Source organism: Lysinibacillus sp. YS11, from assembly GCF_002896375.1.
Taxonomy (GTDB): domain Bacteria; phylum Bacillota; class Bacilli; order Bacillales_A; family Planococcaceae; genus Lysinibacillus; species Lysinibacillus capsici.
The window spans coordinates 2442712-2468962 of sequence record NZ_CP026007.1 but is presented as its reverse complement, the minus strand read 5'-3'; the positions used below and the strand labels follow the sequence as shown (position 1 = coordinate 2468962).

At 37.3% G+C, this 26251-nt stretch carries 37 protein-coding genes; all 37 read left to right on the top strand.

Features of this window, described 5'->3' with window-relative positions; translation table 11 throughout:
• The first annotated feature begins 123 nt into the window (after window positions 1-123).
• Window positions 124-285 carry a hypothetical protein gene (locus tag LBYS11_RS23260; RefSeq protein ID WP_175400746.1) on the top strand — a complete coding sequence of 54 codons (162 nt, stop codon included), beginning with the start codon at window positions 124-126 and terminating at the stop codon, window positions 283-285.
• A gap of 235 nt (window positions 286-520) precedes the next feature.
• Window positions 521-1135 (top strand): hypothetical protein, encoded by a 615-nt coding sequence (locus LBYS11_RS12200; RefSeq protein ID WP_066037347.1) that lies wholly within the window; start codon window positions 521-523, stop codon window positions 1133-1135.
• 188 nt (window positions 1136-1323) lie between these two features.
• The gene (locus LBYS11_RS12195; protein ID WP_066037348.1) at window positions 1324-1689 is read left to right on the top strand and encodes a hypothetical protein; all 366 of its coding nucleotides are present in this window, start codon (window positions 1324-1326) and stop codon (window positions 1687-1689) included.
• A gap of 72 nt (window positions 1690-1761) precedes the next feature.
• Window positions 1762-2724, top strand: coding sequence for a terminase small subunit (locus LBYS11_RS12190; protein ID WP_083225356.1), 963 nt, complete (start codon window positions 1762-1764; stop codon window positions 2722-2724).
• On the top strand, window positions 2705-4165 hold the full coding sequence (gene terL / locus LBYS11_RS12185; RefSeq protein ID WP_368664809.1) for a phage terminase large subunit: 1461 nt from the start codon (window positions 2705-2707) through the stop codon (window positions 4163-4165). The genes LBYS11_RS12190 and terL overlap by 20 nt, the downstream gene beginning before the upstream one ends.
• Window positions 4166-5509 (top strand): anti-CBASS protein Acb1 family protein, encoded by a 1344-nt coding sequence (locus LBYS11_RS12180; RefSeq protein WP_233731956.1) that lies wholly within the window; start codon window positions 4166-4168, stop codon window positions 5507-5509. It begins immediately after the preceding gene.
• Complete coding sequence (locus tag LBYS11_RS12175; protein WP_066037349.1) at window positions 5502-6281, top strand: minor capsid protein; 780 nt, start codon at window positions 5502-5504, stop codon at window positions 6279-6281. Before LBYS11_RS12180 ends, LBYS11_RS12175 begins: the two co-directional genes overlap by 8 nt.
• 62 nt (window positions 6282-6343) lie before the next feature.
• Window positions 6344-7429: a PIN domain-containing protein gene (locus LBYS11_RS12170; protein ID WP_066037350.1), complete on the top strand. Its 1086-nt coding sequence runs from the start codon at window positions 6344-6346 to the stop codon at window positions 7427-7429.
• A gap of 48 nt (window positions 7430-7477) precedes the next feature.
• Window positions 7478-8557, top strand: coding sequence for a DUF2213 domain-containing protein (locus LBYS11_RS12165; protein ID WP_199768255.1), 1080 nt, complete (start codon window positions 7478-7480; stop codon window positions 8555-8557).
• 13 nt (window positions 8558-8570) lie between these two features.
• Window positions 8571-9017 carry a structural cement protein Gp24 gene (locus LBYS11_RS12160; RefSeq protein WP_066037351.1) on the top strand — a complete coding sequence of 149 codons (447 nt, stop codon included), beginning with the start codon at window positions 8571-8573 and terminating at the stop codon, window positions 9015-9017.
• Between the two features lie 14 nt (window positions 9018-9031).
• A complete protein-coding gene (locus LBYS11_RS12155; protein WP_066037352.1) occupies window positions 9032-9940 on the top strand; it encodes a DUF2184 domain-containing protein in 909 nt (302 codons plus the stop codon).
• A 13-nt stretch (window positions 9941-9953) separates the two neighbouring features.
• Complete coding sequence (locus tag LBYS11_RS12150; RefSeq protein WP_066037353.1) at window positions 9954-10265, top strand: hypothetical protein; 312 nt, start codon at window positions 9954-9956, stop codon at window positions 10263-10265.
• A 12-nt stretch (window positions 10266-10277) separates the two neighbouring features.
• A complete protein-coding gene (locus LBYS11_RS12145; RefSeq protein WP_066037354.1) occupies window positions 10278-10637 on the top strand; it encodes a DUF4054 domain-containing protein in 360 nt (119 codons plus the stop codon).
• Entirely contained in the window at window positions 10637-11101 is a 465-nt protein-coding gene (locus LBYS11_RS12140; RefSeq protein ID WP_066037355.1) for a hypothetical protein, read from the top strand. The genes LBYS11_RS12145 and LBYS11_RS12140 overlap by 1 nt, the downstream gene beginning before the upstream one ends.
• Entirely contained in the window at window positions 11101-11448 is a 348-nt protein-coding gene (locus LBYS11_RS12135) for a hypothetical protein (protein ID WP_066037356.1), read from the top strand. The genes LBYS11_RS12140 and LBYS11_RS12135 overlap by 1 nt, the downstream gene beginning before the upstream one ends.
• Window positions 11439-11921 (top strand): phage neck terminator protein, encoded by a 483-nt coding sequence (locus LBYS11_RS12130; RefSeq protein WP_066037357.1) that lies wholly within the window; start codon window positions 11439-11441, stop codon window positions 11919-11921. Before LBYS11_RS12135 ends, LBYS11_RS12130 begins: the two co-directional genes overlap by 10 nt.
• Before the next feature lie 4 nt (window positions 11922-11925).
• The gene (locus LBYS11_RS12125; RefSeq protein ID WP_066037358.1) at window positions 11926-12948 is read left to right on the top strand and encodes a DUF3383 family protein; all 1023 of its coding nucleotides are present in this window, start codon (window positions 11926-11928) and stop codon (window positions 12946-12948) included.
• Window positions 12949-12960: 12 nt separating this feature from the next.
• The gene (locus tag LBYS11_RS12120; protein ID WP_066037359.1) at window positions 12961-13353 is read left to right on the top strand and encodes a phage structural protein; all 393 of its coding nucleotides are present in this window, start codon (window positions 12961-12963) and stop codon (window positions 13351-13353) included.
• 5 nt (window positions 13354-13358) lie between these two features.
• The gene (locus LBYS11_RS12115; RefSeq protein WP_066037360.1) at window positions 13359-13625 is read left to right on the top strand and encodes a hypothetical protein; all 267 of its coding nucleotides are present in this window, start codon (window positions 13359-13361) and stop codon (window positions 13623-13625) included.
• A 22-nt stretch (window positions 13626-13647) separates the two neighbouring features.
• The gene (locus tag LBYS11_RS23655; RefSeq protein ID WP_175400748.1) at window positions 13648-13812 is read left to right on the top strand and encodes a hypothetical protein; all 165 of its coding nucleotides are present in this window, start codon (window positions 13648-13650) and stop codon (window positions 13810-13812) included.
• Complete coding sequence (locus LBYS11_RS12110) at window positions 13809-15851, top strand: phage tail tape measure protein (RefSeq protein WP_066037361.1); 2043 nt, start codon at window positions 13809-13811, stop codon at window positions 15849-15851. Before LBYS11_RS23655 ends, LBYS11_RS12110 begins: the two co-directional genes overlap by 4 nt.
• A 12-nt stretch (window positions 15852-15863) precedes the next feature.
• Window positions 15864-16385, top strand: a complete 522-nt coding sequence (locus tag LBYS11_RS12105) for a phage baseplate protein (RefSeq protein WP_066037362.1) — start codon at window positions 15864-15866, stop codon at window positions 16383-16385.
• On the top strand, window positions 16385-16705 hold the full coding sequence (locus LBYS11_RS12100) for a phage baseplate plug family protein (protein WP_066037363.1): 321 nt from the start codon (window positions 16385-16387) through the stop codon (window positions 16703-16705). The genes LBYS11_RS12105 and LBYS11_RS12100 overlap by 1 nt, the downstream gene beginning before the upstream one ends.
• Complete coding sequence (locus LBYS11_RS12095) at window positions 16698-17537, top strand: phage protein (RefSeq protein WP_066037364.1); 840 nt, start codon at window positions 16698-16700, stop codon at window positions 17535-17537. Before LBYS11_RS12100 ends, LBYS11_RS12095 begins: the two co-directional genes overlap by 8 nt.
• On the top strand, window positions 17534-18073 hold the full coding sequence (locus tag LBYS11_RS12090; protein WP_066037365.1) for a Gp138 family membrane-puncturing spike protein: 540 nt from the start codon (window positions 17534-17536) through the stop codon (window positions 18071-18073). The genes LBYS11_RS12095 and LBYS11_RS12090 overlap by 4 nt, the downstream gene beginning before the upstream one ends.
• Window positions 18074-18084: 11 nt before the next feature.
• Window positions 18085-18441, top strand: coding sequence for a contractile injection system sheath initiator (locus LBYS11_RS12085; RefSeq protein ID WP_066037366.1), 357 nt, complete (start codon window positions 18085-18087; stop codon window positions 18439-18441).
• The gene (locus LBYS11_RS12080) at window positions 18419-19594 is read left to right on the top strand and encodes a baseplate J/gp47 family protein (protein ID WP_066037367.1); all 1176 of its coding nucleotides are present in this window, start codon (window positions 18419-18421) and stop codon (window positions 19592-19594) included. The genes LBYS11_RS12085 and LBYS11_RS12080 overlap by 23 nt, the downstream gene beginning before the upstream one ends.
• Window positions 19587-20255 (top strand): hypothetical protein, encoded by a 669-nt coding sequence (locus LBYS11_RS12075; protein WP_066037368.1) that lies wholly within the window; start codon window positions 19587-19589, stop codon window positions 20253-20255. Before LBYS11_RS12080 ends, LBYS11_RS12075 begins: the two co-directional genes overlap by 8 nt.
• Complete coding sequence (locus LBYS11_RS12070; RefSeq protein ID WP_066037369.1) at window positions 20252-20560, top strand: hypothetical protein; 309 nt, start codon at window positions 20252-20254, stop codon at window positions 20558-20560. The genes LBYS11_RS12075 and LBYS11_RS12070 overlap by 4 nt, the downstream gene beginning before the upstream one ends.
• The gene (locus LBYS11_RS12065; RefSeq protein ID WP_066037370.1) at window positions 20553-21152 is read left to right on the top strand and encodes a hypothetical protein; all 600 of its coding nucleotides are present in this window, start codon (window positions 20553-20555) and stop codon (window positions 21150-21152) included. Before LBYS11_RS12070 ends, LBYS11_RS12065 begins: the two co-directional genes overlap by 8 nt.
• Window positions 21153-21154: 2 nt before the next feature.
• A complete protein-coding gene (locus tag LBYS11_RS12060; protein ID WP_066037371.1) occupies window positions 21155-23716 on the top strand; it encodes a sialidase family protein in 2562 nt (853 codons plus the stop codon).
• Window positions 23716-23934 (top strand): XkdW family protein, encoded by a 219-nt coding sequence (locus LBYS11_RS12055; protein ID WP_066037372.1) that lies wholly within the window; start codon window positions 23716-23718, stop codon window positions 23932-23934. Before LBYS11_RS12060 ends, LBYS11_RS12055 begins: the two co-directional genes overlap by 1 nt.
• Window positions 23934-24089, top strand: coding sequence for an XkdX family protein (locus tag LBYS11_RS12050; RefSeq protein WP_066037373.1), 156 nt, complete (start codon window positions 23934-23936; stop codon window positions 24087-24089). Before LBYS11_RS12055 ends, LBYS11_RS12050 begins: the two co-directional genes overlap by 1 nt.
• 79 nt (window positions 24090-24168) lie before the next feature.
• On the top strand, window positions 24169-24351 hold the full coding sequence (locus LBYS11_RS12045; RefSeq protein ID WP_066037374.1) for a hypothetical protein: 183 nt from the start codon (window positions 24169-24171) through the stop codon (window positions 24349-24351).
• A gap of 153 nt (window positions 24352-24504) precedes the next feature.
• Window positions 24505-24762 carry a hypothetical protein gene (locus LBYS11_RS12040; RefSeq protein ID WP_066037375.1) on the top strand — a complete coding sequence of 86 codons (258 nt, stop codon included), beginning with the start codon at window positions 24505-24507 and terminating at the stop codon, window positions 24760-24762.
• Between the two features lie 4 nt (window positions 24763-24766).
• The gene (locus tag LBYS11_RS12035) at window positions 24767-25027 is read left to right on the top strand and encodes a phage holin (protein ID WP_066037376.1); all 261 of its coding nucleotides are present in this window, start codon (window positions 24767-24769) and stop codon (window positions 25025-25027) included.
• Complete coding sequence (locus LBYS11_RS12030) at window positions 25027-25743, top strand: peptidoglycan recognition protein family protein (protein WP_066037377.1); 717 nt, start codon at window positions 25027-25029, stop codon at window positions 25741-25743. The genes LBYS11_RS12035 and LBYS11_RS12030 overlap by 1 nt, the downstream gene beginning before the upstream one ends.
• Window positions 25744-26251 lie beyond the last annotated feature (508 nt).

The window sequence follows — 26251 nt, the reverse complement described above, 5'->3', positions numbered from 1 at the left end:
TTTTTATAAGAAAAAAGTTTATTTGTCTTGTCAGACCTAATAATCAAATGTATCTAAATGAATTGTCAGAAAATATCAATATATTCTATAATGAGTAAAAATTTGAGAATTTGAGGTGATTATTTGGGTAAACCAGTAGATTACAATCTATTTCCAGCCTATCAAGACTCCCTAGATTCCAGACTCGATGAATGTAAAAAAGACTATATTGAAGAACTAGAAAAAGTGAAAAATGAGGGTTTTGTATTAAAATTTGAAGAAGCTACTGACGAATCGCCCCCTTAAAGCATCTCTTACTTATCGAGGTGTTTTTTATTTTGCTTTGAAAACTGCATCAAACAGCCATACAAATAAAAAGGACTGGTTTACGGGTGACCAAGTATCTCAGGAGTATTAGATACCGAGGAGCGCTGGCATGTACTAGTAACCGATAGGGCAGGGTTTGGTGTGGTTTTGAGAGTAAGAATATATATGGTATCATCTCCAATTTTTAGGTATGATAAATTGAGAGGTGAGGTCATTGGAGTGGAGAAATAGAGATTGGAAATGGGTAACAGGAATTTTAATAGGTATCATTATTCTTTTAGTAGCTACAATTTTCGCTAAGAATACGGGAATCGAAGTGAACTTTAGTATTATCTCTAGTGCTGTGTCAATTGCATTAGCTTTGGTAGCAATATTTTTTGCTTTTAAACAAGATAGTGATAACCGTAGGGGAAATGATAATTTAGAAGCAACTTTGCAAGGTATTAGCAAGGAAGTTGGTTCAGTGAAAAATCATGTAGTCCAAATTACTAAAACTGATATACAAGAAATTAAAGAAAAAACATATGAAACAACAAAGTTAGATGAACAGAAATCGACATATACCAAAGAAGAAGTGGACTCACTTATTAAGGATACAATATCAGCTTTTAGTGATGAAATTGAAGAGAAAGTAGACAATAATCTATATTTAGATTCATCGCAACATCCAACGAGGGAAGATATTTTAAAACGAGCTTTAGAAGAAATTATAAGGAGAAATGGAAGGTTTAGCTCTGTTGAGAGGATTCAAATTGAATTGAAAGAATTCTATAATATAGAAATGGAGAAGAAAGATATATTTGCATTTTACAAGAAATATGTTAAGTAATTCTATTTTGAATCTGACACCCTTCGGGGTGTTTTTATTTTGCCCTGAAAAGTGAGTATCGAACAATTTCCCCCTTTAACTGCTAGGGCAACGGTACTTACTTTTGAGAGTGGAATAATTTAAAAAAGTGTAAAATTCGACAATCAGGACATAATAATTATGTAAAATAATTTATTGGAGTGATAATTATGCCTGTTAATACATCGTTCAGTTTTGATGTAGATAGTAAAAGAAACTTAATTGATCCTATTAAGGAAAAAGTTACTGAGATGCTTGAAACATATTTCAAACATTTAGCTCGAGGAAATGAAGGTTATGCTAGGGTTGAAAAATTAGATATAGAAGGAACTAAATTTAAAGCAAAAATCCTGATTAGACACAAACATCGAACTAATGGAATCACCATTTATGCAGCAAAAACATACGTGGAGCTTGATACTGATGTTTTCAATCCAGATTTAGAAGATCTTAAAATATGTATTGATACTCCTTTAGGAAAAATTTGTGCAACAACAGATGATTTATTTAGATTAATTGCAGGAGTTATAAAATAAGTAAAGAGCTGATATATCAGCTCTTTTTTCTTTTTTGTAATAAACAAATAATGGAGGTGGTGCATGTGAGATATGGCTAGAGCAAGAGATCCAAGACGTGACCAAGCATATGACATTTACAAAGCCCATAATGGTGATATAAAGCTTAAGGATATAGCAGAGCAACTTGGTGTATCTGAGGGAACTGTACGTGGGTGGAAAAACAAAGATAGCTGGGATGATCGTCTTGAAGCGGAACCGAATGGAACGTTCCAATCAAAACAGCCGAAAAATACGGAACGTTCCGTAAAAAAGAAAACGAAAAAAATGCAACGTAGCAAAGAAACGCCAGAAGCGGAACCACAAGCAACTGTACAGTTTGAAATCGTCCCCAGTGACGGTCTCAATAGTCAACAGTTGCTTTTTTGTTTGTACTACACAAAGTATTGGAATGCCACGAAAGCATACCAAAAAGTGTATGGATGTGACTACGCTTCAGCAATGAGTAACGGCAGCCGATTGATAAGAAATGATAAGGTTCGAAAGGAGATTCATCGATTGAAGGCAGAATTAGCAAACGGTATTATGCTGGATGCACGCCAGGTCTTACAAAAGTACATTGACATTGCATTTGCTGACATCACCGATTTTGTGGACTTCGGCATGCGTGAAGTGGAGGAGCCTATGCTAGATGGCATGGGGGGCGTAATCTTAGATAAGGATGGAAACCCACGAATGCAGACATACAAGGTAAATACAGTGCACTTCCATGATGCCACAGAGGTAGATGGCACGATCATAACCGAGGTCAAAAAAGGCAAGGATGGTATCAGTGTGAAGCTTGCTGACAAAATGGCAGCACTTGCAATGCTTTCAAAGTACACCGATTTATTAAGTGATGAACAGCTAAAAAGGTTACGTGAAGAAAAATTAAAAGTAGACATTGCAAAAGTACGTTCTGAAACAAAAGGTGCTGGAGGTGGCAACACCACAGGCGTTGATTTAAGTAATTTAACGACGGAGGAGTTGAGAGCCATTGCTAATTCTAAGCGATGAGGAAATGAGCGCATTGGAAAACGAAGCGGACAAAGAACTTGCACGCCGCTTCTACCGTGATTATGTTGAATATGTACATCACGGCCATTATGAGCACTTTCGTCATACTGAATTAATTTGTGATGTGCTCCAACGTGTGGCCGATGGTGAACAGTTATCTATATTAATAGAGATGCCACCACGACATGGCAAAAGTATGACGGTAACAGAATCATTTCCGTCGTTTTATTTAGGGAAAAATCCTGATAAAAGGGTAATAGCTGCTGCCTATTCGGATGGGTTAGCAACTAAATTTGGTCGTCTAAACCGTAATAAATTCAATGAGTTTTCAAATGAACTATTTAAAGTGCAATTATCTGAATCCAATGCAGCTACAAAAGATTGGGGAATTCAAGATAGAAGGGGCGGAATGATTTCAACCGGTATAGGTGGTTCTATTACTGGTCAAGGCGCAGACTTGATGATTATTGATGACCCAATCAAAAATATGAAAGAAGCTATGTCGCAAACAATAAGAGATAGTATTTGGGATGAATGGGAAGCTACTTTATCAACACGTCTACACGATGGGGCTTCCTTAATAGTTATCATGACACGGTGGCATGAGGATGATTTAATTGGCCGTTTGCTAGCTCGTAGTCCTCGTAAATGGATTAGGTTGCGCTTACCTGCAATTGCAGAGGATGAAAATGATTTATTAGGACGTAAGATAGGTGAACCATTATGCCGCGAATTGGGTTATGACGAAAATTGGGCGAATGATAAAAAAACCGAGGTTGGTAGTCGTACTTGGAATGCATTGTACCAACAACGTCCATCTCCGGCGGGCGGATCTATCTTTAAGCGAGCGTGGATGAAATATTATGTTCGTACAAAGGAACAAAAGCAAGAATGGGGCTTAAGTGATGAAGTCCTTGTATTACCAACCCATTTTGATAAGATGGCTCAATCTTGGGATTGTACTTTTAAAGGCACCGATACAAGCGACTTTGTGGCCGGAGGTGTTTGGGGACGTAAGAAAGCACAATATTTCTTACTGGATGTAGATCATAGGCGAATGGGATTTGCTGAAACGATGAAAGCAATTCGTGCCATGTCCGATAAATGGCCCAATGCAAGAAGTAAATATATAGAGGATAAGGCAAACGGTTCAGCTATCATCGAAATGCTAAAGGATGAAATTAGCGGTATTGTTCCAGTAGACCCTAATGGCGGTAAGGAGGCACGTGCAAATGCGGTGTCTCCTTTATTTGAGGCCGGTAATGTTTATTTACCTCATCCAAATATGTGTCCATGGGTCGAGGACCTCGTAGAAGAGCTTGTTTCATTCCCTAATGCTGCTCATGATGATTTAGTTGATATGACAACTCAAGCATTAAATCAACTATATACAAACAATTCTAATCCGATTGTTCGCTATAAAAATCTATTAGGAAAGTAGGTGAGAACGATAAAAACGATTGACCAAGCTAAACAATTTAAAGAGGACTTTATGCAAGGTAACGGCAAGGCTAATCATAAAGATAAGTTGACTCGTCAAGTTGCTGGCGTTGGACGCAAATTAACTCATGATGAAATTACAAACTTATATGGTGATAGTCGTATTGTTCAGAATATCATCGATATACCTGCCGAGGACATGACACGTAATTGGTTTACATTGCGTATGAAAGATGAAAAATTAGCACGTAACATTATGAGTAAGCTTGCTGACCTAAAAGCTAAGAAAGCATTTAAAGAAATGTTCACTTATGACCGTCTCCGTGGAGATGGTTTTATTAGTTTAGGAGTAACCCAAGCCTCCAAATTCGAATTAAGCGAAGAATTGAAAATGGATAAATTATATTCAGTGGATTATTTGCATGCTTTCAGCTCATTGAAGGTAAATGAATTCTTGATCAATGAGGATGTATTTGATATTAAATACGGCCAATTAGAAAAATTACGTATTAATCGGGCATCTAGCCATGGGATGCAGACACAAACAACAGAATCATCTGTACACGTTTCACGTTTGCTCCATAGCCAGACAAGGCGATTTGAAGGGGAAGCGCAAGGACGTTCACTCCTAGAGCCGTTATATGACATTCTGACGGTTTTTGACACGTCTGTATGGTCAGTTGGTCAAATACTTCATGATTTTACGTTCAAAGTTTATAAATCAAACGATATTGAGAACCTATCAACGCAGGATAAGCAACAACTTTCTATGATTATGGACTTCATGTTCCGTACTGAAGCATTAGCCATAATAGCGGCTGATGAGGATCTAACAAAACAAGGCACATCAGTTTCAGGTATCAAGGATTTACTCGATTTTGTTTGGGATTTATTATCCGGTGCTGCTAGGATGCCTAAAACGGTTATCAAAGGTCAAGAATCAGGTACCATTACTGGTGCTCAATACGATGTGATGAACTACTACTCTCGCATCGTGGCAGACCAAGAAAATGAAATGAAGCCCCATTTAGAAAAACTTATTCGTATGTTAATGATGGCTGAGAAAGAGCTGGGGGGACGTATAGACCCCGAATCCTTAGAGTGGGAAATACAATTTAATCCTCTTTGGAACGTTGATGCTAAGACGGATGCTGAAATACGTAAGTTAGTTGCTGAAACGGATCAGATTTACTTACTCAATAATATTATTACCGCTGATGAAATCCGCGAGGCACGCTTTGGTCAGTTTGGGTTATCAGATACTCTTAAATTCAGTGGAGATGAAGCTGATTTGAAGAATCTTGCTGATAAAGTATACAAAGGGTATCGTGACCGCCATGAGTAAAAAGGTTCCGATAACACGTTTCCCAGATGCGGCAGCCGTTACGTACAGTCGAGACATCCGAAAGATGTTACTTGAATTAGGAGATGAAACCTTTAAGCAGTTAGAAAAGTATGTAGTGCCACTATTAAACGATCAAAGGCAGGACTCAAGAGAATACTTAGTTGATGGGATATTCGACAACGTTAAACGAATGTTTAAAGCATTAGCGAAGAAGGCTTCAAAGTCGTTCAGTGAGCGAAGAAGGCTTTCGGCAGCTAAAAAGTTTGTAAATAGCGTTAATCGGTTTAATAGACATAACATTGCTAATCAACTTGCTGTAAGAGGGATTGATCTAGCGCAACGAGAACCATGGTTAGAGACATTCCTAGTCAATAAAATCAACGATAATGTGACCTACATCAAGAATATTGAGGATGATTACCGAAACGAGGTTGAGAATGTCGTTCGAAAAGGCGTTCAGGAAGGGCAATCTATCAAACAGATACGTCAGTCCATACTAGAACAAGTGGATATTGCTGAAAGTAGAGCGCAATTCTTAGCTGTTGACCAAGCAGGATCAATACTAGGTCAGATGACGGCCGAAAGGCATCAGAGTATAGGTATTGAAAAATTCGAATGGTATGATTCGGCTGATGAACGAGTACGAAAATCACACAAAGATCTTAACGGAAAGATATTTTCATACGATGATCCACCTACTGTAAATGGTCGTAAGGTGTTGCCTGGTGAGGATTATCGTTGTAGGTGTGTGGCGATTCCTGTTTTTGATTAACTTTGACTAATATAACCTAATGAAGTTAAAATTAATTTTAATGAATTTAGGGGGGATTAATTATGCATTTATTTTTAGATACTACTGTCTTTTATGATGATCCTTTTTTACAAAAGCCGCACATGAAAAATCTTTTGAATATCTTTAAGCAACATGATTTTAAAGTTTATGTTTCGAGTGTTGTATTAATGGAAACTAGACATCATTATGAGGAGAAAGTAAGAGAAAACATTAATTCTTTTAATAAATCTGCTAAATATTTACAAGATAAGCACCGTGGTTACTTTAGAGATATATACCAAGATGTGGAAAAAGAAGTTGAATATTGCAGAGATAGGTTTGATAGATATTACACTAATTCTGAACAGATTATTGTATTGGAATATGATAATAATTTATTACCTGAATTGGTCAATAGATCTATTTATAGGATAAAGCCGTTCACTGAAAAAAAACAAGAATTTAGGGATGGAATAATTTGGCTTACCTATGCGCGTTACGCTGAGGAAAATTGTTTAGAAAATTGCATATTTATTACTAATAATTCTACAGACTATCTAAATAAACAAGAACTACACAAGGATTTACAGAAAGATACAACTAGAATAAATATTTTCCAACAACCATACGGAGTTCTTTATTCAAAACTTTTAGAACCTTATGTTGAAACAAATGAACAATTTAAAGAATTTGTGAAGAAATGGAATGAAATGGACAGTTTAGTTAGACACGATATCTTAAGTAAGGTGTTAGAAAAAGAAGAAGTTCAAAATGAGATAAGGAATTACATTACAGAATATATAGAAAAAAGTACTTTCAGAGAACTATATTTCTTTGGTAAAGGAGAAGGAAAATCAAAATTATTAAACATAGAACAAGTGACTTTGGAGCAAGGGAATTTTAGTATTATTAGTGGAAATTTAACTTTCAATGGAGAAATTGAATTAACATCCTCTACAGAAGATGTAATATTCTTACAAGATAATCAAACTAAAACAGAAATAAATGAAGTAGAGTTAGAAATGTATTTTACTTGTGATTTTAATAGTGAAACTTATGAAATGACGAACTTTATAATAAATTCACATTACAATTTAAAAAATGTTCAAGAAGAAATGGCGCATGCCATTGCATCTCAACATTTGTAAAGAGTTGTGTTAACAACTCTCTTTTTATTTTTGAAAGGGGGTGAAACATTGAAACTGCAACGTTACGACACATCTTATATTAAAGACTACATGGAAACACCAGAAGGGTATTTAACGGTTAATGTACCGATTACTCGTCCTGGTGTTTTTCCATATCAACGACAAGACGGCACAGTCCAAATGGAGGCAAAGTTGCCTGATGAAATATTCAGTGACAGAACCATTCGTTCAGCCCGCTCTAAGCCCGTTACTGACGGCCATCCTAATGAGCCAGTAACAATTGATAACTATCAAGCCTATGCAAAAGGTATGAGCCATACAGATTCTCGTGTAGAGGATTTCAAACTCTATATTTCGTTAACTGTAACAGATAAGGCTCTCATTGAAAAAATTCACGAGGGGTACAACGAAATTAGTATTGGCTTCTTATCGGATGTTGTTGCAGAAAGTGGAACATATAACGGTGATCAGTACGAATATGTACAGCGTAATGTTGAAATTAATCACATAGCGATTGTTGAAAAAGGACGAGCAGGTCCCGAGGTTGCTATAAGGGCAGATTCAGACGCATGGCAAATCGATGAAAAAGAAGGAGGAAACACTGAGATGGCAAAAATCAAAATTGAAGGTGTCGAGTATGAGGTAGACCCAGCAGTAAAAGCACATATTGAAGCTTTAAAAGCAAAAGAGGAAACAGCAAAGGTGAAAGGCGATAGTGCTGATGCTTTGCAAGGTCGTCTGGATGCATTAGAGGTTAAATTACAATCCAAAGATCAAGAGATTGCAACTTTAAAAGAAAAATTCTTCTCTGCTGATGAATTAGATAAGAAAGTAGAAGAGCGAGTGGCTTTAATTAATGCGTCACAGCCGATTCTAGGTGATTCATTCGATTTTACAGGCAAATCAGAGAGGGAGATTAAAGAAGCCGTTATATCGGCTGCAAAAGCGGAATTTAAAGGTGATGGTAAGTCAGATGACTATATCAACGCCTTTTTTGATGCAACTGTGGAGCAAGTACAATCAAATGGCTTTTCAAGCACAGGTCACAATAGTGCTTACACTGGGGATGCATCAAGTAATAAAGAATTAGAAGAACTAAAAAATCAACGCTTAAATATGCGAAATTAAGGAGGGCCATTTCATGCCTATTACAAATTATCCTGATTATATGCAGCCGGCAGGGAAAGCTGGACAATTATCTAGTTATCAAGATTACACAGCGGACACATACGCTGTTGAACAAACAGTACCATTTGGTGCAGCAGTACAATTAAACGCAACAGGCACAGCAATTAAGCCTATTGCCACTGGTGGCACAGTAATCGGTATTGCTTTAGCTCAAAATATCCATGATTGGGTAGAAAAGAAAGACGATCAAAACTATCCAGTAGGTGAACCGGCAGCGATTGTTAAGCGTGGCCGGATTTTTGTTGTGGCAGGCGGTGACGTCATTAATGGTCAAGCTGTTACAGTGGACCCAACTACTCAAAAATTCACTGTAGATGGGGAAATTGGCATCAACGGTGCAGTATTCAAAGCCAATGCCTCAGCAAATCAATTAGTCGAAATCGAAATTAACTTACCATAAGGGGGAAACTTTACATGACAATTCAAGCATATCGCGGAGATGCTTTAATCCGCCCACAAGACTTAAACGCAATTGATAAGCGTGTCTATGAACCACACGCATCAGAGTTAAAGGCTCGATCTATTTTTTCTTTAAAAACTGATATTCCAGCAGGTGCGAAAACGTATAGCTATGATGTTTTAACACGTTCAGGCGCTGCTAAAATTCTAGCTCCGGGTGCAACTGATGTGCCTTTAGTAGATGCGGATTTAACAGAAGAAACGGTGAAAATCTATTCCATTGCTGCAGCTTTTAATATTTCTATTTTTGAAGTACGCGAAGCTGAAATGGCAGGACGCCCGATTGACGTCACAAAGGCAGATACAGTACGTAAGGCAATTGCCGAGAAAGAAAATCAGGTTGCTTTTTCAGGTGATAAAAAACATGGTATTAAGGGATTAACAGATTCCGTAGGCATTCAAGTGTATGCAACTCCACAAAATAATGGAGGTACTTCAACAAAATGGGCTGATAAAACAGGTGAGGAAATCATTGACGACATTATCGAAGCAAAATCAAAAGTCGATATGTTAAACGGCCATGAGGCTGATACTTTACTTTTAACACCTGAAGCAAAGAAACAACTTCAAAAGAAAGTGTATAACGAATTTACGAAGCAAACTGCTCTTCAATATCTACAATCAGAAAATATGTTCAAACGTATCGAAACAATTAATGATTTAAAAGGTAAAGGTTTAGCCAATACTGATTGTTTCGTAGTTCTTGATTCTTCTCCTGACGTTGCGGAACTAGGTATTCCGTTAGATATTACACGTCATCCGCAAGAATACGCATTCCCGAATACCAAAGTACCTTTTGAAGAGCGTACTACAGGCTTAATCATTCGTTATCCAATGGCTATTTGCCGTGCGGATGGAATTTAAGGGGGAATAATTGATGTTAGTTCAAAACAAAGGAAATCACTCCTATACTGCCAACGGTTTAACGCTTAACCCAGGTACAAATAAAGTGGATGAGAAGGATTTTGAACGTTTTCTTACTCATCCATTAATGAAGCACCTTGAATCTAAAGGTGAATTTGCCTATGATAGCGAAAAAACAAGACCAACAGCAAAGGACACGATTGCAATGATTGAAGATGCATTTGATATTGAAATGTTGGAGGCCTTAAAAGAAGAAGAGGACAGAAAAACTGTACTGGATGCTATTGATAAACGCATTTTAGAATTGAAAAATCCCGAAAAATAGGAGGGATTCACAATGTTATTAACTTCAATTGAGCGTATTCGTATGCTTAGTGATGAATTTACTTCTATATCTGACGAACGATTAACAATGTGCATTGAGGATGCTTCCCTTGAAGTGTCCTCTTTGCCTGTTCCAGAGTTATATCAAGAGCGTTTAGCACGTTACTTAGCTGCTCACTTAGTAGTTTTAAGTGTAGCCAAGGACCAATCCGTAATCCGTGAAAAAGTCGACGTGATTGAACGTCAATACAGTGATCCGAACAAAAATATTGGTTTGCTTGGAACAAAATATGGTCAAGAATATCAACGAATTATGGATGAGTTGGCTGATCAATTAAAACCAAAGAAATCAATTAATTTGGTGGTGCTGTAATGTGTAGTGTAAGGATAAGGGGTACAAATCGTATTCCTCAATTAATTCAATCATTGAGTGAATTAGCAGGGTATGAGATTGAAGTCGGTATTTTTGGGAGTGATGACTCTTTTTATGCCATGATTGCAGCTGTACATGAGTTTGGTATCACCATCCGTAAAGAAAGAGGTGCCATAGTGATTCCTGAACGTTCTTTTTTGAGGTCTACATTTGATGAAAAGAATGGTGAATGGGCCAAATTCGTGAAAAAACAACTACCTAAACTATTGGATGGACAAATGAACGCTCGTACTATTTGTGAACGATTGGGGGCAAAGATGGTAGGGGATATTCAAAGGAAACTCACACAATTAGATGATCCGCCTAATGCTCCGTCAACAATCGCTCAAAAAGGGTCTAGTAATCCATTAATTGATAAAGGTGGTTTACGTATGAGAATCACCTACAAGGTGGTGAGTCGTTAATGCCAGAAAAAATGTTATTTGCATCCGTAATTCATGATCAAGGAGTACCCTTTATTGCTCATTTACAGGATGAGGGTGGTTATGTAGACGGTGAATGGGCAGAAGGCAAAGAAACACCTACAGAATTAACGGGAATCATCCTTCCTCTTAGCAACGATGACTTAAAATATGCTGAAAACGGTACTTATACCGTGAAAGAAAAGAAATTGTTAACAGTTGATCACATACCGGAAGGCACAAAGGTTGAGTACAATAACCAAAAATACGCTGTACAAGCTTTCAAAGACTTTTCAGCTTATACAGATGTGAATATTTACTTGATGAGGTGGCGAGAAAAGTGGATTTAATTAAATTAATTCGCAAACAGCTCTCGGACGACACTGATTTAACAATTATAAGGGCAGATCAAACAGGTGATATACCAAAATTACCTTATGCCACTTATAAAGTAATAGGTGACCGCAAAGGAGTAGGGCAAGTAGATGTATCCCACGTTAATAAGCCTGATGCCTTATCAGAAACTCGAATACAAGAACGCAATGCAACTATTTCTTTTAACACTTATGGAACTTCGCATGATAACGCTTTTGAAGTAGCTACTCAACTTCGGAAGTGGTTTGAGTGGCGAGGTTCTTTATTTTTAGATGAAATCAATGTTGCCATTGTAAATCTAACTGATGTAACAAACCGTACTACCTTTTTGTTAGATTCCTATGATGAAAAGTGGGGATTTGATGTAATCATTCGTTATCTTGATATTGAAGAACACGATATTGATTACTTCGACAAAGTAGAAGTAGAAATGAAATTAGGAAGGTGATTAAATGCGCTATGTTGATGTGCAAATTTCAAGAGAGACAAAGCCGATTTCTGAAAAAGGTTTTGGATTATCATTGTTATTAGCGACTAGTAAAGCTATAGATTACAAGGAATATACAGGGATAGAAAGTGTAGCAGAGGATTTTGAAGAAACAACAAATGAATATAAATTACTATCTCGTATGTTTGGTCAAAATCCGAGGCCAGCGGAAATTGCTGTTTTTGGTGTTGCTTATGATTCAGCAACGGCAGAGCCAACTGCCTTAATATCATCTCTAAACGAATTAATTAAAACACACAACGACTTCTATTATGTTGTAAGTCCAGAGCAAGGAGATGAGGAAATCACTGCCTTAGCTGAATGGACTAATACTAAAGATAAAATTTATGGTGCTACAACGTCAAATGTTGAGCTAGCTGAAAAGTTAAGAGGATTATATGATAATGCATTCCTTGTAGTTCATGATCAACCTAATACGTATGTAGCTGAAGGGCTTATTGGTGTTTGTGCACCAAAGAAAATTGGGGCATACACATGGACATTCAAAAATGTACAAGGTGTACCTGCTGTAAAGTATGACAATACAATGATTAATCGTATTCATGCTGCAAACGCTTCTACTTACATTAATGAAGCAGGGTTGTTATTGAACTCGAAAGGGGTAGCAACTAGTGGTGAGTTCATTGATGTTATTCAAGCAACGCATTATCTTAAAGCACGTATGGCTGAAAGCGTATTTAGATTGCTTGCATTGAGAGACAAAGTTCCAGGTACCGATACAGGTATTGGTTTAGCTGTTGCAGAGGTGGAAAGCGTACTTGCTTCGACAGTAGAAAATACAACAACTGGAGAAGGCATTATTGCCCGAGATGACGCAGGTAATCCAATGTATACAATAACTTTTCCTAGAAGGAAAGATATTCCAAAAAATACCCTAGCACAACGTATTTTGCCCGATATTCAATGGACGGCTACTATTTCAGGAGCGTTCGAAAAAGTGCAAATACGTGGTGTATTAACTGTTTAAGGAGAGGTTTAGATGGCAGAAACTTTTAATTTTAAAGACACTGTAGCGATTGTTGGTGGCATAATCCTTACTGGTTTTATGGATGGCACTCCAATCGAAGCTGAGAAGAATGAAGATACATTTAGTCAACATGTAGGCGCTGATGGTTCTGTTACTTACAATGAATCAGCAGACGAAACAGGTACCTTCACATTTACATTAAAACAAGATTCAAGTGTAGTACCTATGCTAGATGCGTTATTAAAATCAAAGGAATCATTCAATGTGTCACTAAATGATGCTAAACGTAAGAAACGTGTGAACGGTTTAGATTGTCGTTTTGCGAAGAACCCAAATTTTTCCCGTGGAGCAGAAGTAGAAGGCGTCGAATACACGATTTTAGCAGCACAATATAAGGAGGATTAATTCAAATGGCATTTACACCAAAAACAAAAGAATTTACGTCAACAGCCGGTAATGATTACACATTCCAAAATGTACCTAATTCAAAGCAAGCTGAAATTATGGATGAGGGTACAGGATTACATGGGAAAGTTCTAAATTCAAGAATGATGCCCCTTATGCTAAAGCATGTGGTAGTTATTCCAAATGAATTAAACATGGATGATTTTGAAACATGGGAGGAGTTAGAGGAGGTCACTAACGCAGCCTTTAACTTTCTTCGAACAGGAAAGTAATAAAATAAAAAATCTTTCAGGGATGCAAAGCATCCCTTCTTTTTATGAAAAAGCAGCAGGCGAAAAATGGTGGAAGTACGTAATTGGGTATCACTATAAAATTGATCCACATTCGGTGGAAGATTGGGATAACGATACTATTTTAGAAACACTCGCATCCTTAAAAATGCTAGGGGTGATCAAATGAGTAGCGCTATGCGTGACATGTTTGTAGGTATATATTTCCGCGATGAAGCAACAGCAACCTTACAACACTTAAATCAGGTCATGGATAACATTGAGGATGAAATAGTTAGTGTTGGCCAAGGATTAACACATACAGCACAAGGTTTTAACCATTTCGGTCAAACAGGTCATACAGCTTCACAACACGTTGCAAACGGATTAAATACTGCTGAAACAGAGGCCGGACAATTAAATCAAGAAGTACAACATGTTAGCAAAACATTAAATGGTTTTAAATCAATGATGCGTGGTCTTGTAGGGATTGTTGCAGGTGTTTTTGCTGTTAATAAGGTTAAAGAGTTTGGATTAAGTGCAATTGAAGCAGCCGCAGGTTTCCAAGCAATGGATGCACAATTTGAGCAAGTTTTCTCGGATGCACAACAACATGCATCTGAGGGACTGAATAAAATTGCAAAAGATACTGGGATGCTACCAGAAAGGCTTAAAGGTAGTTTCACTCAAATAGCAGCGTTTGCCAAAACAACTGGAGCGGACACTGCAGATGCTTTGTCTTTAACAGAGCGAGCGACTTTGGCTGCTGCCGATAGTGCTGCATTTTATGACCGATCTATTGAAGAAGTAATTGAAAATATGCAATCATTTTTAAAAGGGAACTTCGAAAATGATGCGGCATTAGGTATTTCAGCAACAGAAACTACACGTAATGCTAAAGCAAATGAACTGTATGGTAAATCATTCACTAAATTAAGCGAATCCCAAAAGCAACTAACTTTAATGGCCATGGTTGAGGATGGTAACAAATTGTCAGGGGCGATGGGACAAGCATCACGTGAAGCAGATGCTTATGAAAACCAATTAGGGAATTTAAAGCAATCTTGGACGAATTTAAAAGGGAAAATTGGTGGCCCACTCTTACAACCATTTGTTGATGGTATGGCTTCTACGTCACAGTGGATCGAAAACCTAGATACTGATAAGTTAGTCAGTAAAATAGATCGAGTAGTTTCTTTTGTGGGTACAGCTAAAGATACTTTCATGTCATTGGTTAATGGTTCAGGTAATGTATCCAATTTATGGCAAAATTTTGGTCTACCTAAAGAGACTAGTGATAATATCGCTTCATTTGCAGACACAATGAGTAGTACAGTGGCTGTGGGAATTAACGTTGCAAGTGTTGCCTTCGATGGTTTTAAAACTGGAGTTAGTTGGCTTATACAAAATAAAGAATTAGTAATAGCTGCCACAGCGGGTATTGCGGGTGGTTTTGCCGTAATGAAAACAATCTCATTTGTAAAAACAGCATTAGATTTATTTAAAGCCAGTACAATTGCCTCTACTTTTGCTACCCAAGGCTTTAACGCAGCTTTGAGAGCTAATCCAATAGGAATGGTTGTGACCGCCGTCGGTCTACTAATTTCTGGAGGGATACTGTTATATCAAAATTGGGAGACCGTTAAAACAAAAGCTATACAACTATGGCAAGTTATTGATAACAACCCTATATTATCTTTTTTAGCAGGACCTATAAAAGGGTTGATTTCTGCAGGTATCACAATTTATAAAAATTGGGACACGATAACTAGTAATTTCAATAAATTCAAAAATGCTATCACAAATTTTAAACTCCCAAAATGGGTTTCATCAATTGGTAGTACTATAGGCAAAGCAGCCGGTGCAGTAGGTAATTTTATTAGTGGTTCTCATGCTACTGGGCTTGAACGTGTACCTTATGATGGCTATGTGGCTGAACTGCATAAAGATGAATCTGTTTTGACTGCAAATCAATCGAATATGTTACGTCGTGCTGGGATTTTAAGTCAAGGTAGTTCCGGTACTCCAGAATTAAATATAGATAATAATGGCGGTTCTACTACAGGGATACCTCAGGCCACTAATGTTGAAAGTGGAAACAACGCTTCTAATAGTGGTGGTGGACATCAATTTAATTTTTATATTTCAGGAACTAATGCCATCGATATTGGCCGAGAAGTACGTGAAATCATCAGTGATATTATTGATACAGAAATGCAAACAACGTAGGGGGGGCATGTAATGCCATATATTAAGGATGTTTTAATTGATGTTATTACGAAGGTATCTATGCCAGAATCTTCAACAGCTACGGAGCATGCACTTGAAGATGGTGAGCAGATAACTGACCATGTGAAAAGCAACCCTACAACAATTTCATTGACGGGTGTAATTCTTGATGGTACTGAAGCAAAAGTCTTGAAGTTACGTCAATACCGAGAAAAAGGTGTTATTTTTGATTTTGATTACATGACATCATTAAAACATGTAATCATTACTGATTTTAACCGCGATTATGAAGCCAAAATTAAAGACGGCTATGCTTTCACAATGACTCTGAAACAAATAAAAGTCGCTAAAGTCGGTAAGTTCGTAAGTGTTTCTATCCCAGTTAAAAAACAAACAAAACCTGTAACAAAAAAAGGGCGTCAGCAGACGAAAAAGACACCTACTACAACAACAAAATCCAATAAAGAGAAATATACAACACCACCTAAGAGTTCATCAAGTGGTGGTTGGGCAGCAATGGAGGGGCGTAAGTAATGGATGAATATATTGACATTGATAAAAATGAGATACCTTATTCCTTTGAAATAGAGTTAGCTGGTGAAGTATTTGAAATTGAAATCAACTACAATCAAACACATGATTTTTTCACTGTGGATCTATTCAAGGATGATGGTGTTTTGGTTATTGGAGAAAAACTAATCCTTAATCGCCCTTTGTTCAGAAACCATGTCAACATAGAATTGCCAAAAGTACAAATAATTCCTAAAGACCGAGCTAATTCAGTTACTCGTATTACCTACGATAATCTGAACGAGACGGTCTTTTTGTACGTGGTAGGTGAATCAGATGAGTAATTTATATATGCGTAAAACTACATTTTTAGTGGGTGGCAGAGAAATTACAGATCCATTAACTATTAAATTTAGTGTTCCTTTTGGTGATAACGAAAAAGTTGATACAATTGATATCCAAGTTTACAACCTTAAAGATGAAACCATTAATTCTATTTCTACTAATCAAGCAGCTATTTTAAGTGCTGGTTACATTGATGATAATGGAGTGATTTTTAGTGGTTCACTAAAGAAAAAAGAAACGAAGTGGGAAGGGCTAGATAAAATCACAACATTCAAATGCATTGATTGTAGTTTGGACTATACAAACGGTGTTGTAAAACGGACATACGGACGAAACACCCATGCATCACTTATATTGCGAGAATTGGCTCGAGATGCAGGTCTTGCGATTGGTGATATAGATTTACCAATCGACTTTATTTATCGTTCTGGCAAAACTCTTAATGGAAAGATTAAGTTTCAAATTGCTGAAATTGCGAAAGATTGTAAGGCAAAACAGTATGTAAATAAAAATCGACTTTATGTACGTGATCGAGCTAAAGGTGACAAAATAGGGCTGGATATATCGAAAGAAACTGGCTTGATTGATGAACCGGAGGAAGTCGAAGAGGAAGTAAAGGATGAGAAAAAGTCTAAATCCAAGAGTCCAAAGAAGAAAAAGTTAAAAGGCTACAAAATTAAGTTGTTGTTAAATCATAAAATCACAACAGATGTCATTATTAAACTTACATCTAGAAAAGTTAGTGGAGTATTCCGTGTATCAAAAGGTGAGCATAAGGGGGATACGTCTGGAACAGAGTACTATACGGTATGTGAGGTGGTGCCAGTATGACGAAAACATCAATGACACAATTCGTGAGTGAAAACATTGAGGAAAATTTGATGAATATGAATACATGCCTAATATGCGAAGTACTTGAAATAGACATGAATTTGTATAAAGCTGATGTTCTTCCTAAAAATGATCCAGAAGCAACGCCAATTTTAGATGTGCCTATAGCATTTCATCAAACAGACCAATTTACTATTCAAATCCCATACAAAAAAGGAGACAAAGTGCTCGTTGTATGCTCACAAGCTGATATTGATCCAATTATGTTTGGTGGAGGAGAAGCTTCTAGTCGCTCATTTAGTGCTGACGACGCTCTAATAATAGGTGGCCTGAATCTTTTTAACACACCGATACAAAATGAACATCCTAATGACGTAGTAATTGGTTCGAAAGATTTCTCTACAAAAATAGTTATAAATGAAGTTGGAGAAATAAGTATAAAATCTTCTAAGTTTAAAGTCGAAGCTGATGATATAGAGTTTGTTGGTGGTACTATCACTGCTAATGGTGAAGATTTAACTACTGATTTAGTGTAAGGGGGGATTACATGCATACCCTTAAATATAACGATAATGGAGATTGGGTGCTAAACGAGCTTGTATATGGTGATGACCAGTTAATTCAAAACTATAAGCAATTATTACGGACCCGAGTAACAGAATGGATGTTTGATGATTTCCATGGTTTTAGACGAGATGTAATCGAAAAAAAACTACCGAATAAAAAGGAAATTGTACAAGCTATGCACGATTGCTTGTATCAAGAACCTCGAACAGCAGAGGTACTTAGTGTGGAATATGAATTTAATCGTATTAAAAGGTTTTTATCTATTAACTTTAGAGTTCGTACTACAAATGGCAAGGAGATAGGAGGGGAAGCAGTTGTTAACCAAATATGGGTTTAAAAGAATGCGCACAGCAGATTACTTACCGATAATTCAAGAGTTAGCAAGAGAATTGTTTGGTGAGGATGCTGACCTATCAGACCTTACTCCTTTAGGAAAATTTATTTATCTGATGGCACAGCAAAAAGCTGAAGATAATGAGGAACTCGAACAAGTTTATAATGCTCGTTTTGTTGATACATCAGAAGGAGCATCATTAGATGCTAATGTTAAACGTGTAATTACTCGCAAACGGTGGACTAAAGCAACTGGTGAGGTCATTGTCAATTTAGACAAAGGCGCAAAGATTAATATAGGTGATTTATTTCGAACAAAGTACAATGTGTATTTTAAAGCGTTAGAGGCCATAGACGCTATTGAAGACGGAAGCTACCGTGTAAGTGTAGGGGCCCTCGAATATGGCGTTATAGGTAATGTAGAACCTAATGATATTTCTATTATTGTAAATCCTCAATCAGGCATCAATTCGGTAACGAATCAAGATGCTTTTTTTAATGGTCAAGATGAAGAAATGGACGAAAAATTACAAGATCGTTATTACGAATCATTGGGAAAGCTAGGCTCTAGGCGTGTTGAATCTATTGAAGCGAATGTACTTGATGACGTTGAAGGAGTACGTGCTGCTGTTGTGATTGAAAATGACACAAATGTTGAAGATGCAGATGGCCGCCCTCCAAATTCGTTCGAAACGGTGGTATTAGGTGGCCTAGATGAAGACATTGCAATGGCTATATTCCGTAAAAAGGGCGGAGGAATTCGTGCATATGGGTCAACTGTTTTTACCTATACAGACAACAGAGGTATTGTGCATGAAATAGGTTTTACACGTGCCTCAACCGTCAGTGTATATGTAAGGGTATATATCAAAAAAAATAACCAATTCCCAATAAACGGTGACGATTTAGCCGTTGCTCATATTGTTAAATATATTGGCGGAACATACAATGACGAAGTTTATCCAGGTGTAGGCATGAGTAAAGATGTTGTTTGTACGAAAGCAGAAGCTCGTATTTCATCAATTGATGGAGTTGATGATGTAAGAGTAGAGTTTTCAACAGATGGAGTTACTTTTGAACCACATAATGTAGTCATTGCATTTCCTGAAGTTGCAGAAACTGATGAGAGTAAAATTGAGGTGATGAACCTTGTCTAATCAACGATTGCAGACATTACTTGATCGGATGCCTCGCCAATATGCAAGGGATGAGGATAGTAATAACTATAAACTCCTAAAGATAATTGCATCTAATAGTGTTGAAAACTTAGCTATACAACAGACCATTTTAAAGTATTGGGATGTAGATCAAGCTGAGGGGTACGGATTAGATAGACTTGGGAAAGATGAGGGCATTTCTCGTGGTAGCTGGGACGATGAGGAGTATCGCAAAATGATAAAAATACAGTGTCTCCTCAATCTATCCGAGGGTGACATTGAAACAATGAATCAAATCATGGATGCTTATATGGGTCATGATTTTATTGGCTTTGAGGAAGGTTGGCGAGAGTTTGAGCCAGCTACATTGTTACTTAATGTCCGTGCATCTGCTAAAACAATACCTGATTCCTTAATCAAGAAAATAAAGGTTGCTGGAGTTGGAATTTATATTTTTTTAAATGAATTAAATGAATTTTTGATACTTCACGGTGGCACCTATGCATGGCAAATAAACCATAAAATTTGTGGCCGTTTTAAAACAGCAAGAACTCATGGTGCACTTGGAAATGAAGTATTAATTGTTTCAAATAATGCTTATGGTTTCATTATGAACAATCGAGTTTGTGGAAGATTTAGAGCAGGAGGTGTGAGGAGTTGAACGAAATACAGCCTTTGATGATAGATTTAACTCAACAATTTTTAAGTAACCTTGTTGTAGGTGCAAAGATAACGATTGATGGAGTCGTTTATGACAAAGAAATCTATCATACTAGCACAAAGTATGGATTAAGAAAGTATGTGAAATTAACTCTGGAACAAGGCTTGGTTACACGTGCTGCTTTAGTAGATAGTTATGGGCGTGAATTGTATGTAAAAACAATGAACTATCAAAAAGGTTCACAGGGATATGTTATCGCATTTCCTCTACAACTCGAGGTGAAGGAAGTGAAAGTAAGTGAGTAAACTAATGAATGGTGAAATACCTTTAAATTTCAAAAAGAATCCCTATGAGCGTACCCAATGGCATGATGATATTAAAGATCCAGTCACAGGCGAAATTATAGATGATGGAACACCGTTCATGTCAGAGTTTGCAAATAACTTTGAGTGGGGAATTTTTAACGCATATCGCTTTATGATTGAAATATATCGGCAAATGGAGCGTATGCGTGTGCAATTGGAATTGGACGGGCGAGTACCTGGGAACTCTGGGACATTTGCAGATGTTTTAGATGGCAGCTCAAACAAAATAAGCTTGGATAAAGCCTTAACGGACATTATTGAGGCTGTTGAAATAGGCACAACTACTTTAAAAGTGGCTAGTATGGATGGTTTTACACCATTTACACAAGTCACTATTTTTGATGATGAACACATTGAGGACGTTGTGATCACTGAGGTAGGAACAAACACTATCAAGGTGCAAGCTTTGAAAAATGCGTACAAAAAAGGGGCTAAAGTGGCTCGTAGTAATGTAGCAATTGACATTGTGAATGCTGAAATGGGCGTAGGAGATTGGCAAACATATAGCGTTGAATTGGTGGAGGTGGTTTAAGAATGGTACAGCATTATTACGATAAATTTAATACGATAACCAATTATACTTATTCACAAGGCCCATGGAGTAGCGAAGCTGGTTGGACGCCAATGACATTTTGGGATTTGTATAGAAACTATACATTTTATAATCAGAATGGGAGTTATGGTGTATCTAATCAGATAGGGTACAGCGTACCACTTAATATAGGTGACGTAGCCTATAGAATAAGCGGTTCAACTTTGCAGAGATTTACTATCTATGCGCAAAACGAAGGTAACTTATCGGGGGCATCGCATAATGTAACAATAGCGGAAAAAAAGGCGAGTGAGGTCACGTCAGTACCGAGTTACAACAAAGGTTCACTAGTGCAATCTAACATCGTGGCCGAGAATGGCACATATCCGAGCAACGGTAGGCACAGTGATGGTTATTGGTACGTTAGAGGCGCTGAAGTGGTTGGTGAGCCTGGAACGATAACGACGTCCGCAATCACATACGAAAACACAGGCGGCAGAAAAGTCACACGACTAAGCAATGGGTGGCTTGTTATGGTTGCAGCGAATAAAGCTGTAGGTACAGTGTATTGGCATGTATCTAAAGACGGCGGTACTACGTGGTCTGAATTATGCTATAACAATGGCAACTGGGCCGCGCACTTTTCGATAGCTAGTTATGGTACAAACGTGTATACAGCCGTGGCGACTAGTGGTGGCCTGATTGGGGTCGTGAAATTTGATGCCGCAACTGTTAGTAACGCAGTACAACCCGTTGTAGTCCTCACACCATCAGGGCAGACAGGCGTCAATTCGATGGCAATTGCTACAGACCCATTAAACGGTGCAATCCACCTACTGTGGGTAGCTAAAACAACGACGTATCCAAACTCGTGGAATTTACGTTATACCAAGAGTACCAATGGCGGTAGTACGTGGGACGGTGCTGCAAATACAACCCAATTGAACGCAAGTACAACTAACTACTCATACGTTGATCTGGTAGTAAGAAATGGTGTGCCGATTGCATTAAGTCAACATTACAATCAGTCAATTGGCACTTATACCATATATTCTCATGTTATCAATAGCAGTAATGGTTCATCTGTAAATTACGAAGTGTTTGCTCACAGTTTACCGCTAGGCAAACTATCGTTAGCAGTAGACAAAAACGGGGTTTTACATGCCGTTTGTAGCGTCTACACAAGCGCTAGCAATTCGACATACAACGTGGTATACAGCCGTAGTGTTGACGCGGGCGTTACTTGGGGCGGAACTAAATATCTAACCAATTCCGTAGGTGGTAAACATAGCCACGATGCTACTATTTCGGTAGACGCCTCTAATAAACTTGTAGTTGTAATGTCTACAAGCGCCCTCATACAAAGTGATGGTTATAACGACATTGCAAGTTTTTACAGTAGTAACGGCGGTGATAGTTGGACACAAGGTGAATTTGTCGCCACATCTAGTATAGACAACCTAACAGTGCCTTTCGTAGTTTATGACCCTACGTTTTCGGTAACATTGCAAAACTCGCCCGCCACACTATATATACAAAACATCAGTGGAGCTTCTAATGCACCTCGTCCGATGTTTAGAGGGACATTAAGTATCAACAAAGTGCCATCAGTTACCCTAATATCACCTTCTGACAATCAGACGTTGTATGAAAACGATACAATAAACATCACAGGCGATGCTTATGATGCAGACAAAGATCAATCAGTAACAGTTTTCTACCAAATTAATGGGGACCAAAGAAAAGTCTTAGCAACTAATGTCAGTCAGAAACAAATTACTTTATCTAAGCAGCTCACATTTAAAGATGGCAAGTTGTTTGATGGTGAAACGGTACTTACTGGAACACTTACTGAAGGTGTAGCCCACACATTGAAAGTATGGGCAGTAGATAATGAAAATGGCCAGTCTGCTACTATTGAGCGAACATTTTATGTCGTACCTAACCGAGCTCCACTTTTATCGGTAGATGCCATTGTGCCAAGTGGAATTATTAATACTGATAAATTTAAAATCAGTGGTACAGTATCAGATCAGGACGCTAATTCCAATCTTAAAGTAAATTATCGAATTAATGGAGCAAATCCAATTGAAATTTATGATGGCGCAGGTGGGACTTGGGAGTTTGAGGTATCACTTGGCCAGCTACAAGTCAGCGAAAATTTAATCGTTGTTGAGGTAATTGACAACTATGGTGCAAAAACAAGTAAAACGATTAAACTCAATAAAAATGCGGTCAAAACGCCTATTTTGCAATCTGTAGCGAGGTATAAGATTTCCCCTCCTAAAGGTTCGGCAAGAGGCGTTTTAATATTTGTACAACGTGACGAGGAATTGGATTTAAAAGTTGAATTATCAATGACATTGGTTGGCGAGCAGGAGCAATATATATTACTTGAAGCAGACCCGGACAACATCGTACCTGTTACTGATGGGATTGTGGAAGATGAATACTACCATGAAACTGTAGAGCCAAAGGACAATATCATCCTTAAATTAACCACAACTAGACCCAACATAAATATTGACAATAAAGTTTATTTAATTATGGGGGTGGTTGAATAATGCAAAGACGTAGAAGATTACCTGATGGTTCATGGGGTCCGCTTGAAAAAGTGGGTTCAATACCTACTACAGAAGATCAAGTAATGTCTTTAGGTGAACAACTGGCACAAGAAAAAATGAAGAATATACAAAAAGACCTCCTGATTAATAGCTTAGGTTCACAGCTAACCCAAGTAAAATTAGATGTAATTTCAATAATGAAGGGTGATGGTGAATAATGGAGTTTTGGCAAATCGCTTTTATGTTCAAGTGGGTGACTGCTGAACAATTAAGAATTGCTGTAAAAACGGAGGACAATCCGTTTGGTGAGATTACACCTGAACAATACAAAGCTATAACAAAACAAGAATTCGAGACGCAGGCAGAAGCTTAGCGTTATTTTTATTGTCTTAAATAAAAGGGAAAACTTGTATTTTGTCGAAGTGTAATGTGATAAGGAGGGCGAGTTTACTATGAAATATCAGATTGAATATATCTATGGTGATTTGCATGAAGAAAAAAGTGGAATAGTTACTGTAGAGGCAGTTATTCCGGAAAATTCAACAGCTGCAGAACAAAATGAAATTTTTAAACCACTAATAGCAAAAAAAACGGGACATTTCGATGCGAAAATAATGACCTATGAAGAACTTTAATTATTTTATTTTAACACTCTCAACAGAGAGTGTTTTTTATTTCATTTAAATGCTAGGAGAGCAATCGAGATGTGCAAAAAATGGTACATGTTAATGAATCTCGATGCTCCTCATAGCTTTTTATTTTAAGTGGCGAAGGAGAGGGAATAGGGCATGAGTCAAGAAACAACCTTTCAACAAGCAGTTACTGTGGCTGATCATGAAAGACGATTGCAGGAACTAGAAAAAGACGTATCAACAATTAAGCCAATTGTGTACAACACAGCTTCAAGTGTTAAACAAATCGAAAAATCTGTTGAAAAAATGGAACAGAACAGTGACAAAATCAAAGGTTATTTTTTAGCTGCTGCAATTAGTGGTGTCGTTGGAGTTTTATTTATTGCATTACAAAATTCTATTTTTGGAGGATAATTTAATGAAAATCAACTGGAAAGTACGTTTAAAACACAAACCATTTTTAGTATCACTTTTTGCATTTTTGTTATTACTTGTTCAACAAGTAACAGCAGCATTTGGATACAGTTTACCTGAAGCAGTTGGCGAACAAGCCACTGCTATTTTTAATACCATTTTAAGTATTTTGATTTTGCTAGGGATTGTCGTTGATCCTACAACAAGTGATGTCAGCGATAGTGTTCAAGCATTAAAATATGAAAAACCAAAGGATGATGAATAATGGCTTATATGTTCAAACAAACCTTTCTACCAGCAAATAAATACTCAATCAAGGCGCCATATACAATGGTGCCTCAATATATCACAGTACACAACACAGCTAATGATGCACCTGCACTTAACGAAATTGAATATATGATTAAAAACAACAACCAAGTATCTTATCATGTTGCTGTAGATGATAAAGAAGTCATTCAAGCTATTCCATTCAACCGAAGTGCTTGGCATTGTGGAGATGGCGGCGGTAGCACCGACCCTAATTCACACAAAAAAGGCAACCGAATATCTATTGGGATAGAAATTTGCTACAGCAAAAGTGGTGGTGTTCGCTATGGAGTGGCAGAGGAAAACGCAGTTCAATACATTGCAAAGCTTTTAAAGCAATACGGATGGAGTATTGAGCGAGTTAAGAAGCATCAGGATTGGAACGGAAAGTATTGTCCGCACCGTATATTGGCAGAAAATCGTTGGAATAGTTTCTTGAAACGAATTGAAGAAGCAATGAAGCCGATGGAAATAGGAAAACCAACAGAAAAGGATGAGGATATTATGAAATTCACTAACTCAACAACTAAAGCAGCAGTACGTGATTACATTAAACAGGCTGTAGATAAAGGGAAAATTGATAAGTCATGGCTTGAAAATTTTGACCGAGGTACTATGACAGGTGGGGATTTTGAAGGTTTGAAGATTATTATTGAGCAGCGTAGTAAATAATGCTCGTTTCCGTAAATTCGCTAAAACCAGCAAAGCTAAAATTTAGCCGAGCTGGTCTTTTTGTTTAACATTATACTATTAAGAAGTATAAAAGTAGTAAAAAACAAAAAATAAATACACCAATAAATATTAAATTAAAGGTATCTATATTTTTTTGATTATACTCTGGCGGTTGTTCGAGTGTAGTTGTAAAAATCTTTTGTGAAGGCAAAGCCTCATCAACAATTTTCTCCTTCGAAATTGGTGTTTTTTCAATTACAGAATTGCAATATTCACATACATATAAACAGTAACCATCTTTATTTACTTCTTCAAATGAATTATTGGCTAAACAATTAGGGCAATTTATCAATTACATTTTCCTCTCTGCTCATATCTGCTATTTCCCATTTTAGGAAAATCAGGATGTTTTGTATATAGAAATAAAAGTTAATATTCTATTTAAGAAGAAATCGCTAAACAAATCGTTATCAAGGTTGAGAGACGTGACGTGGATGGAGCCAATGCT